Annotated in this window: 14 protein-coding genes; 1 reads left to right on the plus strand and 13 read right to left on the minus strand. The window is 43.4% G+C overall.

Features of this window, described 5'->3' with window-relative positions; genetic code table 11:
- Nucleotides 1-58: 58 nt before the first annotated feature.
- From LYNGBM3L_RS03765 to patR, 10 genes are all read right to left on the minus strand, one after another.
- Nucleotides 59-1054 (minus strand): KpsF/GutQ family sugar-phosphate isomerase, encoded by a 996-nt coding sequence (locus LYNGBM3L_RS03765; protein ID WP_044492175.1) that lies wholly within the window; start codon nt 1052-1054, stop codon nt 59-61.
- A gap of 70 nt (nt 1055-1124) precedes the next feature.
- Nucleotides 1125-1934: a hypothetical protein gene (locus LYNGBM3L_RS03770; RefSeq protein ID WP_008179278.1), complete on the minus strand. Its 810-nt coding sequence runs from the start codon at nt 1932-1934 to the stop codon at nt 1125-1127.
- Nucleotides 1935-2163: 229 nt separating this feature from the next.
- Entirely contained in the window at nt 2164-2997 is an 834-nt protein-coding gene (locus tag LYNGBM3L_RS03775; protein ID WP_008179279.1) for a glycosyltransferase, read from the minus strand.
- 27 nt (nt 2998-3024) lie between these two features.
- Nucleotides 3025-3729: an acyltransferase gene (locus LYNGBM3L_RS34625; protein WP_008179282.1), complete on the minus strand. Its 705-nt coding sequence runs from the start codon at nt 3727-3729 to the stop codon at nt 3025-3027.
- A 24-nt stretch (nt 3730-3753) separates the two neighbouring features.
- Nucleotides 3754-5031, minus strand: coding sequence for an ABC transporter ATP-binding protein (locus LYNGBM3L_RS03785; protein ID WP_008179284.1), 1278 nt, complete (start codon nt 5029-5031; stop codon nt 3754-3756).
- A 2-nt stretch (nt 5032-5033) separates the two neighbouring features.
- The gene (locus LYNGBM3L_RS03790) at nt 5034-5843 is read right to left on the minus strand and encodes an ABC transporter permease (protein ID WP_081431980.1); all 810 of its coding nucleotides are present in this window, start codon (nt 5841-5843) and stop codon (nt 5034-5036) included.
- 528 nt (nt 5844-6371) lie between these two features.
- Nucleotides 6372-6596, minus strand: coding sequence for a hypothetical protein (locus tag LYNGBM3L_RS46940; RefSeq protein ID WP_229414283.1), 225 nt, complete (start codon nt 6594-6596; stop codon nt 6372-6374).
- A 190-nt stretch (nt 6597-6786) separates the two neighbouring features.
- On the minus strand, nt 6787-8580 hold the full coding sequence (locus LYNGBM3L_RS03800; protein WP_008179293.1) for an SLC13 family permease: 1794 nt from the start codon (nt 8578-8580) through the stop codon (nt 6787-6789).
- A gap of 461 nt (nt 8581-9041) precedes the next feature.
- Nucleotides 9042-9209, minus strand: a complete 168-nt coding sequence (locus LYNGBM3L_RS42735; protein WP_154659665.1) for a hypothetical protein — start codon at nt 9207-9209, stop codon at nt 9042-9044.
- Nucleotides 9210-9215: 6 nt separating this feature from the next.
- Nucleotides 9216-10277: a heterocyst master regulator PatR gene (gene patR, locus LYNGBM3L_RS03805; protein WP_229414284.1), complete on the minus strand. Its 1062-nt coding sequence runs from the start codon at nt 10275-10277 to the stop codon at nt 9216-9218.
- A gap of 300 nt (nt 10278-10577) precedes the next feature.
- On the opposite strand from patR, the gene LYNGBM3L_RS03810 reads away from it, so the two are divergent.
- Nucleotides 10578-11426 carry a tetratricopeptide repeat protein gene (locus tag LYNGBM3L_RS03810; protein ID WP_044492237.1) on the plus strand — a complete coding sequence of 283 codons (849 nt, stop codon included), beginning with the start codon at nt 10578-10580 and terminating at the stop codon, nt 11424-11426.
- Nucleotides 11427-11500: 74 nt separating this feature from the next.
- Here the strand turns inward: LYNGBM3L_RS03810 and LYNGBM3L_RS03815 are convergent, their stop codons facing one another.
- From LYNGBM3L_RS03815 to LYNGBM3L_RS46945, 3 genes are all read right to left on the minus strand, one after another.
- Complete coding sequence (locus LYNGBM3L_RS03815) at nt 11501-13228, minus strand: succinate dehydrogenase/fumarate reductase flavoprotein subunit (RefSeq protein ID WP_008179299.1); 1728 nt, start codon at nt 13226-13228, stop codon at nt 11501-11503.
- A 184-nt stretch (nt 13229-13412) separates the two neighbouring features.
- Entirely contained in the window at nt 13413-13724 is a 312-nt protein-coding gene (locus LYNGBM3L_RS03820) for a hypothetical protein (RefSeq protein WP_008179300.1), read from the minus strand.
- Nucleotides 13717-13951 (minus strand): hypothetical protein (locus LYNGBM3L_RS46945; RefSeq protein WP_207554300.1); only part of this gene is annotated, 235 nt, incomplete at its 5' end. The genes LYNGBM3L_RS03820 and LYNGBM3L_RS46945, both read right to left, overlap by 8 nt.

The raw sequence follows: 13951 nt of genomic DNA on the forward strand, positions 1-13951 counted from the left end.
ACTCCTAATAATTTTTATTTCCTATTACACGAGTAGGTAGATGCTTCTTCAAGCTTGCTCAAAGTATACCACTTTGAGCAATGTCATGGAGTCGAAGTAAGCCAATACAGCGTTTGTGTTTATCCACCACCGGCAACACGGAGATTTGAGAAGTCCGATTTTCCATAAGCTGTAAGGCATCGTAAGCCAGTTGGTCAGGTTGAACCATTACCGGATTGGGAGTCATAATTGCTACTGCCTTGAGGTGTTCTAGCTCCGTTGGCTTGATTTTGGCAATCGAACGTCGTAAATCACCGTCAGTAATAATTCCGAAAAGTTCACCCTTATCGTCAACTACATTGACTGCTCCCAAACTGCCTTTAGTGATAGCACCAACAATTTCAATCCAGCTGGCTTGAGGGGAAATCACAGGGTTGTCTTGGTCTTTGTGCATTAAGTCTGCGACTCTCAAAGTCAGGCGCTTACCCAAACGTCCTGCCGGATGATTCAGAGCAAAATCTTCTGGCGTTAGCCCCTTAAGTGGCATTAGTGTCATTGCCAAAGCATCTCCAATTGCCAGAGCAACCGTTGTGCTGGTAGTTGGAGCAAGATTAAAAGGACACACTTCTTGATCAACGGAAGCATCAAGCACAACATCTGCATTGCGAGCAAGAGTAGAGTTCAGGTTGCCCACAATCGCAATAATCGGTAATTGCCGACGCTTGAGGTAAGGCATTACAGCCACAAGCTCATCGGTTTCACCACTGTTGCTCAAAGTCACAACCACATCTGAAGAGGTGACGCTCCCTAAGTCACCGTGCATAGCATCCCCTGGATGTAGATAGGTTGCTAGAGTCCCCGTACTCGTCAAGGTAGCAGCAATTTTACGCCCTACAATTCCTGACTTGCCAACTCCCACCAATACCACCTTACCTCGACAATTAGCTAAAAGCTCAACAGCTTGCTCAACTTCCTGAGGTTGAAGTCGATTGGCAGCTAGAGTAATTGCATCAGCTTCAATTTTTAGCCTTTCAACAACCTGTGAAAAGCAAGTTTTTTCCATTAGGGAAAGCATAGGTTTTTATAGATTTTTTCTAATCAAATTACATCCCGCAAAAAAGCAATATAGCTAATAATTTAACTGGCTAACCATCTAAATTATGAATTATTTTATTAACCAGTTTTTTAGGCCATGGAACAGGTGAGTCAGATTGTAATGCAGACTGAGGCAGCTGGCGCTTAGGGCCTGAAAATTCAAAGATAATATTAAATAGTCTGCGATATTTGCCTTGAGGACAAGTGAGGGGTTTGACACCATGCCAAGCATTTGGAGTGTTTTTGAAGATAAAGCTAAAATTATCCAAAAACTGAGTTGGTGTAATGGTTGTGAAGTCAGTAAAATCTGGGTTCATGGCGTCAGTTAGTTTGCCACCCAGTACCAGGGTAGAGCCTCCCCAATCAGGATTCCAGTCTTCACTGGTATTGAAATATAGAATATGAGTACCAATTTTCTTCGGATCATCTGTGTGAGGAGAAACCTCAGAGTTGGTCACTCCTACATGCCAAGCATAACGAACTCGGAAATCATAAACTTCAAACAGGGACTTGATAAAATTTTGATAGTCCAAGTTAGTTTCTAACTCTTCCAGAAACCTCTGCCAGCTTTCAGGTAATTGTTTGAGTTGAACTATACCTTTGTTTTTGCGCTTATGCAAGTGATAATTAGATTTTTCATAGGCAAGATAGTAGCGGTCATGGGGTTTTTGATCATAAACTCGCTTTATAGATTTGTGCTTCTCAAAATAGTTTAAATTAGGAAAATTATGATTTAATTCTTTAAATCCTTCTGAAGTTATAAAATGATTTAAATTTAACCATGGAAATGGATATTTTAATCTGAAAAAATCTTTGTTTAATGAGTGTAATAAATCGTAGTCAATAAATTTTTTATTCATCTCCAATTACTCCATCACGACTTTGAGATGACCGGGTGCATCTCAATGCATACTGTTTGACCCGGTGGTGCGTTACGGGCAGCAACCTAACACTGGCTACGAGGCTTAAAATGGGGGCGAGCCCGTCTTATCACGCACCCTACGCAACTAGAAGCCTGTGCCACAAAGCTGACCGCTGACCGCTGACTGCTGACCACTGACTGCTGACCGCTGACCGCTGAATGCTTACTTAAAACCAACTAGTTTTTTTAACGGATTTAATCGCCCTTTTTAAAGAAGCTATTTCCCGAGCCATGGTTGAGAAATTTCCCTCTAGTAAATCACGCCTGACGTAGGAACGAACAAGGCTTAAATCAATATCATTTTGGGTTATATAACCGCAATCCCTAGCTTCGTTAAAGTACTGAAACCATAGATCTCCATAGGGATGATTGGTATACTTCCAGGGTTGAGTGTAGAGGTTCGTATAGTGGATTAACTTCGTATCTTTGTCATAGTAATCAAAGACATTCCAAAGGGGGTCTAGTTCTCCGATCTGGTAATGGTGATGAGCAAGAAAAGCAGGACTCATACGGGCAAGGTCAGGGTAAGAATACAGACCTTGCTCAATTTCGTCGTAGTAGGTTTCTAAATCAAAGTTGCATTTTTGACAATCGATCAGCATTACGCTCAAGCCCCAAAGGTCTTTAGCTTCACTGCTATAAGCTCTTTTTGCCAGGAAATCACAGCCATTCAAAGGTGTGTCTAATAGTTCACCAATATCAGTCAAACAGATAGTATCTGAGTCAATATAAATAGCTTTACCTTGATAGTTACAGAGCTGTGGAATCAAATATCGGTAGAGACTAAACTCAGTTGTATTCCGATATTTAACTCTTAAGGACATGGGAGCGATATAAGGCTGATCATCATTAAGTTCAATAGCATTGTGGGTGCCATTGAAAACATAAATATCCAGTTCCCTATGGCTATGCTTACGAAGAGAGTAAATTGATACTTTCCTCTCCAGTAGACTCGCTTCGCCAGATCCGATAAATACTCGCACACGCTCTTGATTTTTCATGGCTAATTTTCCTAATAGTGCTAGGAATTATTTATTAGTAATAATTTGATTAGGTAAATCTATGTGACTTTGACTAGTCTTGGAAAAAACTTGATCCTGTTTACTCTCTTTAGGTTCACCACGTTTACGAATAACCTTGCCTGGTACTCCTACAACTACGGAGTAAGGCTCAACACTCTTGGTTAAAACTGTCCCAGCACCGATGACAGAACCTTTACCTATTCTGCAACCATCAAGGATTCTTACTCCCGCTCCTATCCAAACATCATCTTCTATAATGACACCTTTCTTAGTAGACGGTTGAAGGTCGATAGGCGTATCAAGATCATCAAAGGTATAGTTTGAAGTAACAATTACAGTATGGGTAGCGATTCTGACCCAGTTTCCTATAACTAAGTCACCTGCACCATAAAGAAAACAGAAAGGGTTGACACTACAGTCACTACCAATTTTTATCTTACCCTGTGCAGATATGAGCATTGCTGAACTTCGGATAATTGAGCGATCGCCAATATGAATAGCAGAGTCTTCCAAATTACATTTAAGAGTTACATTATTTTCTACAATGACTCGATTTCCAAGAAATAATTTACTTAAATTATTTTTGATTACGCTTTTGCCTATATAACAGTCTTCCCCAAGATTTCCCAGGTTTTTATGGTAATAGTTTTGTATTACTTTTTTTTTATAATTATTCCGTAAATTACGAATTAACTTAAATAAGTTCCACATATTTGATAATGGTTATAAAAAAAATTATTGGGGTAATGCTTTCCATTTTCTAGGTTGATAAAATTGACATTGTGTCATTAATGAATTACTTTTAACTTTGAAGGTTAATGGTACGTGATCGTAGATATACTTAGGTGGCTTTTTGACCCAGACTCTACTAGAGTAAGAACCAGGTCTTAATCCAAGATAAGGCATTTCTAACTGAAGTTCAACTAGTCCATTATAAATTTTTAATATTGTGTTGTCTAGGTGACTATCGAGGTTTAATAATGGTTCCCCTTCTCCTGCAATTTCTCTAATCTGAAAACAAAGGATGCCATGAGAAATTTCTGTGTGAGCTTTGCACTTAACACACAAGTATAAAGGTTGACCACTCATAGGATATTCAATCCTATTTCCTTGTCCATCTCTAAAGTAAACGCCAATAATATCTAAACCAGTGCTTTCTTCTGGTGATTTTTCTTTCAAGAAAACAGCTCCCTGTGATTCCTGTTTGTTATCTAGGAACAAATCTTCATCATATTTTTGCATTACCACAGCCGCCTTACCAACTGCTAGTAATTTTCCTCGTTGAAGATAAATTGCTGAATCACAAATAGATAGAATAGAATTAGGATTGTGAGCTACTAGAACAAACGTTGTACCTTTATCACGTAATTCAGACAGCTTTCTATAGCATTTCATCCTAAACAGAAGATCGCCGACTGCTAGCACCTCATCAATCAGAAGAATATCTGGTTCTGTATGAATTGCACTAGCGAAGCCTAACCTTGCTGCCATTCCAGAACTATAGGTTTGTACCGGCGAATCAATCGCATCCCCAATTTCCGCAAACTCTAGAACTTGATCAAACCGCTGATCAATTTCTTCCTTCGACAACCCCAAAATCGACATATTGGCATAAATATTTTCCCGCCCTGTCAAAATCGGATTAAACCCTGCTCCCAAAGCAATCAATGGTGCCAACCGACCTTTAACTTCCACAGAGCCAACATCCGGCTTAATCAAACCACTAATAATCCGCAACAATGTCGATTTACCACTACCATTTGTCCCCACTAAGCCAATAGCTTCTCCTCGTCGCAATTGAATACTGACATCATTCAGTGCCCAAAACTCCTTTTTCCGCAGCTTCTCATCCTTCTGCCTCAATCCTACTAACTCAGTGGCAATATCATGGACCCCATATAATAAAGACCGCTTCAAGTCCCGACAAAACTTTTTAGAAACCCCATTAACCGAGAGAATGACTTCACTATCCTGGGATTTGTCCGCAACGTCTCGCTCAGTGCTACTAATCATAATTAAGAACTGATCCTCTCAACTACAAAAGGGATGGATAGACGATAGACAATCCAAGCTAGGAGCAATCCCACAACAGCAATCCCACTCGTAACCCAAAATCCCAGAGGTTCTGATATCACACCTGTCGTTGCCAACTCTCGTGTTGTCACCAGCAAAGGAGTGACTGGATTCAATTTCACAATAGCGCCAAATACCCCCTCACTAGGAACTGGGTAGACAACTGGAGTCAGAAACAACCAAAATCCAGTTGCCAAAGTAAGACCCATAGAAAAATCTTTATACAAGGCTCCCATCGGGGCTAATAACAAGCCAATAAATGTTCCGAATAAGACAAGATGAATGAAAGCCACTGGTGCTATAATCACGCTCCAACTTACTGGCATCCTGAACCAGATAAACAAGCCCACAATCAGAATCAGCTTGATACCAAAGTTAAAAAATACTTGACCCAGTTTGCTAAGAATAATGGCTTCACGGGGGAAATTAATTTTAGCCAACATCGCCTTTGCCTCGGTCACCGCTTGGACAGGACCATTCAGTGTTTCCACAAAAGTCTGCCACAGGGTCATGCTAAACATCACATAAGCTGGATAGGGCAAGCCCGTGCTACCAACATTAATCACCCCGTTACTCTTAGCCAAAGTAAAGCCAACAGCCGTCACAATTGGTGGTATAAAAGCCCAGATAATTCCCAGCAATGACTGGCGGTATTGAGCACTGATATCCCGGACCAGAAGTCGCCAAGCTAGTTCTCTAGAAGCCAGCAAGTCTCGCCCCATCTCTTGAAATAATTGAAGCGGATGCCTCATCTGACTCTCAGGGGTATAAACCACCCTGGGTAATCTCTGATCTGATCTTTGAGTCCGTTTCAAAACTATCTCCTCACTAAAATCCCTATGGTTACTCTGGTTTAAACTTGTGGAATAACAATCAATTATTTTATCGAATCGATTATATAATAATAAATTTTAAATTAATTTAAAATTTATTATTATCATAGCTTTACCATAGCGCCCTGCTAGGTTTTAGCTCTGAGGTATTTATACTTATTTAAGGTATTTTTTAAAAGAGTGTAATGGCCATTAATAAAACGTAATAATATAGGTTTTATTGCTAAAATATCAATGGTTTACAACTCTTTAAAGCTTGAATAATTTGATACTATTTTTTTGCTATAATCTACAGGTTATGGTGAGATTTTAAATCTAGAATTATGGTTTATAATAATTATCTGTTCAGTTATTCAAGAGTTATTGGTTAAATCTGGATAGTTTAGCCAATCAATTAAATTCATTGGTTCAGAAAAAAAACTCTACCCCAGTTGACCAAACTATTCTTCAGCCAATTTTTTTTCCAATCACCAGCCTTGATATCAAGTTGCGTTCAAAGATATCACGATTCACAATCAGGAGGGGGAAGAGGGGAAAGAGTCCAGAGTATACCATCGGGCACCTCTGGTTTAGAACCGGACTTTCCGACCCGTCTGTTGCCGGTAATATCATGTCAGGATAATTACCCTTAATAAAAATCTCCCCCATCTGGCCATCTGGCCATCTGGCCATCTCCCCACACTTCCCACCCTCCCCAAGCTCCCCGCGCCCCCCAAAATTGATGGGTATTCAACCAGACTTGATATAAGGGGTTAATCATTTCCCGACTCTTCGGATTTCAGCTCTCGGATCACTTAGCAGTTGGATAGTAAAAGATTTAGCTAAAGCTTCAAGAATCCCGGTCTATTTATAGCGGGGAGACTCAAGACAACCCATACAGGGCAATCACCAGTGGCGGAATAATCAATGCCATCAACAAACTTAATGGGGCACCCACCCTAGCAAAATCCAAAAACCTGTAACCCCCTGGCCCATAAACCATGGTATTGGTCTGATACCCAATCGGAGTCATAAAACTATTGGATGCTGCAAACATCACTGTAAACATAAATGCCAGAGGATTGAGACTCAAACTCTTAGCTACCTCCACAGCAATCGGCAATAGTAACACCACCGAAGCATTATTAGACAGCACCTCTGTGATCAGGACAGTAACCACATAGAACAGTGTTAACAACCAATAACCAGGGAGATTACCCCCCAGTGCCACTAAATTTTCCCCTAACCATTGGGTTGTGCCTGACTCCTTCATGGCTATTCCCAAAGGAATTAACCCAGCCAGCAGGAAAATAATATCCCAGCGTACTGTTCCGTACAGTTCCCCAGGCTTGAGACAACCAGTGATCACCATCAAGACTACTCCCAACAAGGCACTCACCATAATCGGTAGTACATTAAAGGCAGCTGCTAAGACTACCCCTACACTAATTGCGATCGCAATCCCTGCTTTGTCTCGCCGTAGGGTTTCTAAATCTCGCTGTCCAATCACCAACAAATCTCGACTGGTTTGCAATCCCAACAAACTTTGCCTCGGACCTTGTACCAACAGCACATCACCAAAGTGCAAGCAAACTCTTCCAAGTCTTTCTCTGACCAGTTCCTGTCCCCGTCGAATTGCCAAAACCGTACCGTTATAGCGTTGTCGAAACCGCATATCCTTTAAGGTTGAGCCAATTAAATTAGAGTTAGCCAGGATCAACACCTCAGCAATCCCTTCCTCCCCAGAGGTAAGACCCGTTTCCAAGGGTTGCTTTCCAAATTGGACATCAGCTAAGATTTCTATCCCTCGTTCATCTTTGACTCTCAGCAGACACTCCCGACCAGACCTCACAATCAAAATATCCCCTGGTCGCAATACTTTATCTGCCAGCGGTTGGGGAAAACGGCTACCATTGCGAATCAGTTCCAAAACGTCCAAATCAAACTTCCGCTGAATTTCACTGGCACGTAGGGTTTGCCCCACTAGGCTGGAATCTGGTGTAATGACAATTTCACTGACATACTCTTTGAGATTATAGTCCTGAGTGACAATACCATTGCTGGCTACTTTACGGTTGGGCAAAAGTCGGGGTGCCACTAGAGCCAAATATGCCAATCCTATGGTGAATGTAATTAGCCCCAATCGGGTGAATTGAAACAAGCTGAAATCACCATAGCCCAACTGTTTAGACAACCCACTGGCCAAGACATTAGTGGAGGTGCCAATGGTAGTGATCATGCCCCCTAAGATAGTGACAAAGGATAAGGGCATCAAAAGCCTAGAAGGGGAAATACTTTGCTTGCGGCACCAATCTTCTACAATAGGAAGTAGTACAGCCACCACAGCGGTATTGTTAATGAAGCCTGTTATGGGCCCAGCAATTATTCCCATGGTAAAGATTTGCTGGGTTGACTCCTTGCCTCCCCACTTCAGCAGTAGGTCATTCACGATTTGAAGCGCCCCAGTTCGGGCAATCCCAGCACTGAGGATAAACATAGCCATCACAGTGATCGTGGCAGGGTTGCCAAAACCGGAGATTCCCTGTTCTGGGGTGACTAGCTTTAGAAGCATAAGTAATACCATCACTGCGATCGCAGTGATATCCACTGGCATCCATTCCCTAATGAAACTGATTAAAGCTAGTAGGACAACGCTCAGGGTTAGAAATATAGTCATAGATAGCGATCGCTCTCACCAAAAAAGACTACCTTAGTTAGGTAGCTCATGGACATCCATCAAACATTTTGATAAATTTACCTATCCATGGAATTTATCTCGCCATATACTAGCCAAAATGATTCAATAACGCTATTAGTTAGCGTATCCTTTATCAAACTAATTTATAGTTATAGCAATGAGCATAAGCCTTAGGAAATCAAATTAATTTAAAGGTAACTTCGGAACTTCGGAACTTTGGAACAAGCATGTACTAATCTTTATTCCCCGAATTCATCCGTGACTATGAACTTAATTATTCATTATTATCTATTCAAGTAGATCCCTTAATTAAAACTTTAAATTAAGACACCCTTGATTTAAAAAAAATTAATAATAAACTGTCAATTATTGTTGACTGTTAACTGTTGACTGTTAACTGTTGACTGTTAATCTTACCATCCCGCCAACAAAAAAATCAATTAAATTAAAATTGAATAAACTCCTGGGGGTTGCTCTGAGGATGCCAGGGGAACAGGTAGCTTCTGGAGTAGGGGAGTAGGGGATATTCCATGTCCGTCCCGATTCCCCCATCCCCCCATCTTCTTCAAAGTAAAGCGTGGTAGCTCACGCTTCGAGCAATTTTCCACTTCCCATCAAGCAGAATTCCCAGAGGGATCACCCTTACTACCCTTGTCAATACGCTTGATCGGTTTCGGTCTTGGTCTTTGGGGTTTGGGTGCTGTGGCTGTAGCCACGCCATCCTTTTTACGAGGAGGGCGTGGCTTCGGGTAACTCTTTTTAGCACCAAAACGTTTTTTATTTTTATTAAATGGTTTCCTCTTTGGTCCAAATTTGTTGAGAAAACCAATATCGTTTCCTTCCTGGATCACCAGGGTATTGGCTTGCAGCTGTGCATGTAAATCCCAAAAATGACCAACGACCCTTTCTCCCAGGCAACCCTTAAGCTTTAACTTGAAAAACTTAGGCTTATCTGACTCTTTACGAGGTAATTGCCTAATTTTAACAACGACTTGTTCCTTCTCCCGCGAATGGTAGATCACCTCGCCACGAATGGAAAAATAGCCATCCTTCGGAATCGGTTCCGCCTCAGCTTCTGAGGAGTCATTTGATGTCTCGACTTCTGCTTCGGACTGAGCAACTCCCGAGTCAGTTGTTTCAGCTGAAGCTGTGGGTTCGAGAGTTTCTGGTTCCCAGACGCCAACAATTTGGACATGTAAGTTATCGTCTGCTTGCCTGATGCGGGGATAGACAACCCAGAGGTGGGGCTGATTGAGATCTAAGTGATTCTTGACCAAACTCATGACCCGACCGAGTAACACCGCATCAATCAAGGTTCCATCTGCCGCTACAAGTGTTCCCCTGGTCAACTGCTCTGCGGAAGGCATATATTTGCCATTGACCAGACCAATGGCGCGGTATTGCCTAGGTTCACTGGGGGCAGGAATTGGGTGCTGTCTTGAGACCTTACTTGAGACCTGAGTAGTTACTTTCCCATTAGATTCAGCTAAGGGAGCTGATTTGGTGGTATCTTGAGAGCCACCAGTTGGTGTTTCTGGGGGCTGGTTTTGCACACTGGATACTTCCGGTGGTTGGATTCCAGATGACTCAGCTGAGTCGGGAAGCCGATTCACAGACGAATTCATATAACCTCCTAGCGGCGGAGACACATTCCCATGGGTGGTTTTGACTGACATTGGCAGCATTGTTTTGTCAACATCTTCCAGCTTTCCGGTGTCCTTTCCAGAAAAAATTATCCTGGATTCTTGCCACCACAAAACTGGAGGGTGAGCGCACTTGGTACTAGTCTACCCACTGTACAGAATGCAGTGAGATAAAGGCTAGATCCGCAAAGTTTATGGAATCTTTAATCTGAGCGGTTTCTAGCCGATTTAACTGAGCTTTAATGCTAGCTTATTTAATAGATAGGATTTATGGGAGGATACTTTAAAACCCCCAAATCGTTTCATAATGGCAATAGAGTTCAAGAAGGTTTTGTGTCTCAAAAGCGCAGTCTGTGGATCAAAATAGTGCTAGTACTAGCTGTGCTAGCGTTTATCGGTATTTCGATGATTCCTTTGCTAGGGAATATTTTCAAGGATAATCCCGCCTCTGTTGGGGCAACACCTACAGCTACACCAAATATGTCTGCCCAGCAGCAAGCAGAACTAGAAGCTCAAGCCAAGGGTTATGAACTAGTCTTGCAGCGAGAACCAGAAAATTTAACGGCTTTGAGAGGTCTGCTGGAGATACGGCTGCAGCTAAGAGACATCAAAGGCACGATTGAACCCCTAGAAAAGTTAGCCAAACTCAATACTGACCAGACAGATTATGGAGTCTTGCTGGCTCAGGTAAAACAACAAATTGGCGATCGCGAAGGAGCAGCTCAAGCCTATCGGGACATATTAAACGCTAAGCCTGGGGATATGAATGCTCTGCAAGGGTTAGTTAGTTTGCTAACCCAGGAAAACCGCCCAGAAGCAGCCATCGGTTTGCTGCAAGACACCTTAAAAAGTTCCCAGCAAGTCAATGAAATTAAGCCTGGGAGCATTGATGTCATTTCTGTGCAGTTGTTGTTAGGTCAAGTTTACGCGAATCAGAAGCGTTATGACGAAGCCACAGCTATATATGACCAGGCAATCAAAGGCAACCAAGATGACTGGAGACCAGTGCTAGCTAAAGCCATGATTTTTCAAGAACAGGGTAACACTGAAAAGGCTAAACCCCTCTTTGACCAGGCTACATCCCTAGCACCAGCCAAGTACAAAGACCAAGTCAAACAGTTGGCAGCCGAAACTCCAAAAACTCCGGAAACTCCCGAAATTCCCGAAACTCCCGAAGATTAGTGATGAGTAACCGACACAGAGTACTAACGCTAGTTACCCATGACTCGACCACTGAGGCAGTCTCGGACTAGTAATCAATACTTCCGCTCTTTCGGTTCAAACAAGGTCATGCTTACCGGTTTATATTGCAGGTCAATACCTGCGGATGAGTAAAAAGCTAGGGTGTGTTTGAGAAAATTGGGATCATCCCGTTGGGGATAATCCTCCCGGCTATGGGCACCCCGGCTTTCTCGTCGGTTCAGGGCAGATGTAAGAATGATTTCTCCGACTATCATTAAATTGCGCAGTTCCAAGGCTTCGATAATTTCCGTGTTCCAACAGTTGCCTTTGTCATCCAAATAAATTTGCTGGTACTGTTGTTTCAATTGTTCCAGTTGGTTTAACCCCTCCTCCATGGAAGCTTGGTTACGGAAAACGCCACAGAATTGGGTCATACAGTCTTGGAAGGCTTGACGCAACTGGTTAAGCCGTAAGGTGCCAGATTTTTCCACAAGGGCTTTGATTTTTGCCTGGGCTGCATTGAGGTAGGATTGCTCATCAATGTCTGGTAACTTCCGGTCTTGGACGTATTTTGCGATCGCAGCACCAGTTCTTTTGCCATAAACGACACATTCCAACAGGGAATTACTCCCGAGGCGATTTGCCCCATGAACAGAGATACAGGCTGATTCCCCAGCGGCAAAGAAGCCCTCAATTAACCCATCTTTACCACTATGGACTTGCCCATCGGTGTTGACAGGGATTCCCCCCATGGAGTAGTGGGCAGTTGGTCGTACTGGCATTGGTTGATGTACTGCGTCAATACCAAGCAAGCGATGGGCTTCTTCCCAGCAAAACGGAATCCGACTCATAATCTTGTCTTTGCCCATATGGCGCAGGTCAAGGTAAACAAAAGGTCCACCTGCACTGCCATCAGGATGAATTCCACGACCAGCTCTGAGTTCTAGGGTAATCGCTCTTGAAGTAATATCCCGGGGTGCCAGTTCCATTTGTTTGGGGGCGTAGTCGCTCATAAAGCGATCACCTTCTGAGTTAATCAGATAAGCCCCTTCCCCTCGTACCGCCTCAGAAATCAAAACCCCCACCGGATACAAGCCCGTAGGGTGAAACTGTACAAACTCCATATCTTCCAAAGGCACCCCAGCCAGAGCTGACATTGCCAGACCATCCCCAGTGGAGGCAAAGTCATTGGAGGTCGTATTAAATACCCGTCCATAACCCCCGGTAGCGAACATGACAGCTTTTGCCCGTACTACTTCCACCTTCGTGTCTAGGAGCTGGAACATAACCACCCCTTTTGCCTGACCCTCTTCCAAAATCAGCTGCATAACGTACCACTCATCGTAGAGTTTGACACCGTTATGCCGGAGATTGTTCACCAGTTCATGCAAAATGGCGTGACCCGTCTTATCTGCCGCGTAGCAAGTGCGCCGATGGGAATGACCTCCAAAAGCCCTCTGAGCAATCCGACCATCCGGTAAGCGGGAAAACAGCACCCCCATGTGTTCCAGCTCAATGACTACCTCTGGAGCCTCTTTGGTGAGGATTTCTACTGCATCCTGGTCTGCCAAGTAGTCAGACCCTTTAACCGTGTCAAAGGCATGGGCTTCCCAGCTATCGGACGCATCAACATTCTTCAGAGTAGCTGCCATACCCCCTTGGGCAGCCACCGAATGGGAACGAATTGGGTGAGTTTTAGCCACAAGGGCGACATCCAGCTTAGGCTCAGAGCGTTTAATCTCTAAAGCAGCGCGACATCCAGCTAATCCCCCACCGACAATAATGACATCGTGTTCTAGCATCTCGGTCGTATTATGGAATCCGAATTCCTATTTTATGCTCTAGGTTATAGCCTCTAGGCATCTAGCCTCTAGGCATCTAGCCCCTAGGATTCTGACAAAGAATGAAGCGCCCCTCATCAAGCACGGAGGCTCTCAACTCTCCTTCCCCGGGTTCTGAAAAAGCCGGGGATGGTTCGGATTCTCTTCAACCGGTCGCCTCAATCGGTTTCTGTCTAGGCGCTCTGCCGACCGCTGTTGATGTGGTTTCCTCCTCTTCCATCTGAGCAATTTCAATATGGTTTAACAATGTAGTCACGAAGGCAAAGAGCAGGAAGGGCAGAGATAGTACCAAAATCAGCCCGACAGTTGCCAGAGCGTAAATTTGGCGGTCAGCACTCCAAAGAGCTAAGGCTGAGGCGAGACTCAGGAAAATTACGATTAACCAAACCATAATTTGTCCATAAATGTCACCAAAGCTTAGGGTGCAGACAATGCGATATCGTTGTAAGTTATCCATGGCATCTCTTGACACATTTCTTTATTTTTGTGACATACTCCCGACGCTGACAAGCGCGGTACAGCGCGGGCTTCTTACCAACTCCAGCCATCGCTTCGGATACTCGGTAAGCTTTATTAACGACACGGGATGCCCCTCCGCGCCGGAACAATACAAGAAGTTCTAGAACCAAAGTACTGCAGGTGCGAGCCCGTTGGTGCGACCCAAGGCCGGGTTCCCCGGCCTTG

It is taken from the genome of Moorena producens 3L (genome assembly GCF_000211815.1).
GTDB lineage: Bacteria > Cyanobacteriota > Cyanobacteriia > Cyanobacteriales > Coleofasciculaceae > Moorena > Moorena producens.

What these genes read in the sequence shown, in the direction of transcription:
- LYNGBM3L_RS03765 (WP_044492175.1), bottom strand. Translation starts at nt 1,054, where the DNA reads ATGCTTTCCCTAATGGAAAAAACTTGCTTTTCACAGGTTGTTGAAAGG.
- LYNGBM3L_RS03770 (WP_008179278.1), bottom strand. Translation starts at nt 1,934, where the DNA reads ATGAATAAAAAATTTATTGACTACGATTTATTACACTCATTAAACAAA.
- LYNGBM3L_RS03775 (WP_008179279.1), bottom strand. Translation starts at nt 2,997, where the DNA reads ATGAAAAATCAAGAGCGTGTGCGAGTATTTATCGGATCTGGCGAAGCG.
- LYNGBM3L_RS34625 (WP_008179282.1), bottom strand. Translation starts at nt 3,729, where the DNA reads ATGTGGAACTTATTTAAGTTAATTCGTAATTTACGGAATAATTATAAA.
- LYNGBM3L_RS03785 (WP_008179284.1), bottom strand. Translation starts at nt 5,031, where the DNA reads ATGATTAGTAGCACTGAGCGAGACGTTGCGGACAAATCCCAGGATAGT.
- LYNGBM3L_RS03790 (WP_081431980.1), bottom strand. Translation starts at nt 5,843, where the DNA reads ATGAGGCATCCGCTTCAATTATTTCAAGAGATGGGGCGAGACTTGCTG.
- LYNGBM3L_RS46940 (WP_229414283.1), bottom strand. Translation starts at nt 6,596, where the DNA reads ATGGCCAGATGGCCAGATGGCCAGATGGGGGAGATTTTTATTAAGGGT.
- LYNGBM3L_RS03800 (WP_008179293.1), bottom strand. Translation starts at nt 8,580, where the DNA reads ATGACTATATTTCTAACCCTGAGCGTTGTCCTACTAGCTTTAATCAGT.
- patR (WP_229414284.1), bottom strand. Translation starts at nt 10,277, where the DNA reads ATGTCAGTCAAAACCACCCATGGGAATGTGTCTCCGCCGCTAGGAGGT.
- LYNGBM3L_RS03815 (WP_008179299.1), bottom strand. Translation starts at nt 13,228, where the DNA reads ATGCTAGAACACGATGTCATTATTGTCGGTGGGGGATTAGCTGGATGT.
- LYNGBM3L_RS03820 (WP_008179300.1), bottom strand. Translation starts at nt 13,724, where the DNA reads ATGGATAACTTACAACGATATCGCATTGTCTGCACCCTAAGCTTTGGT.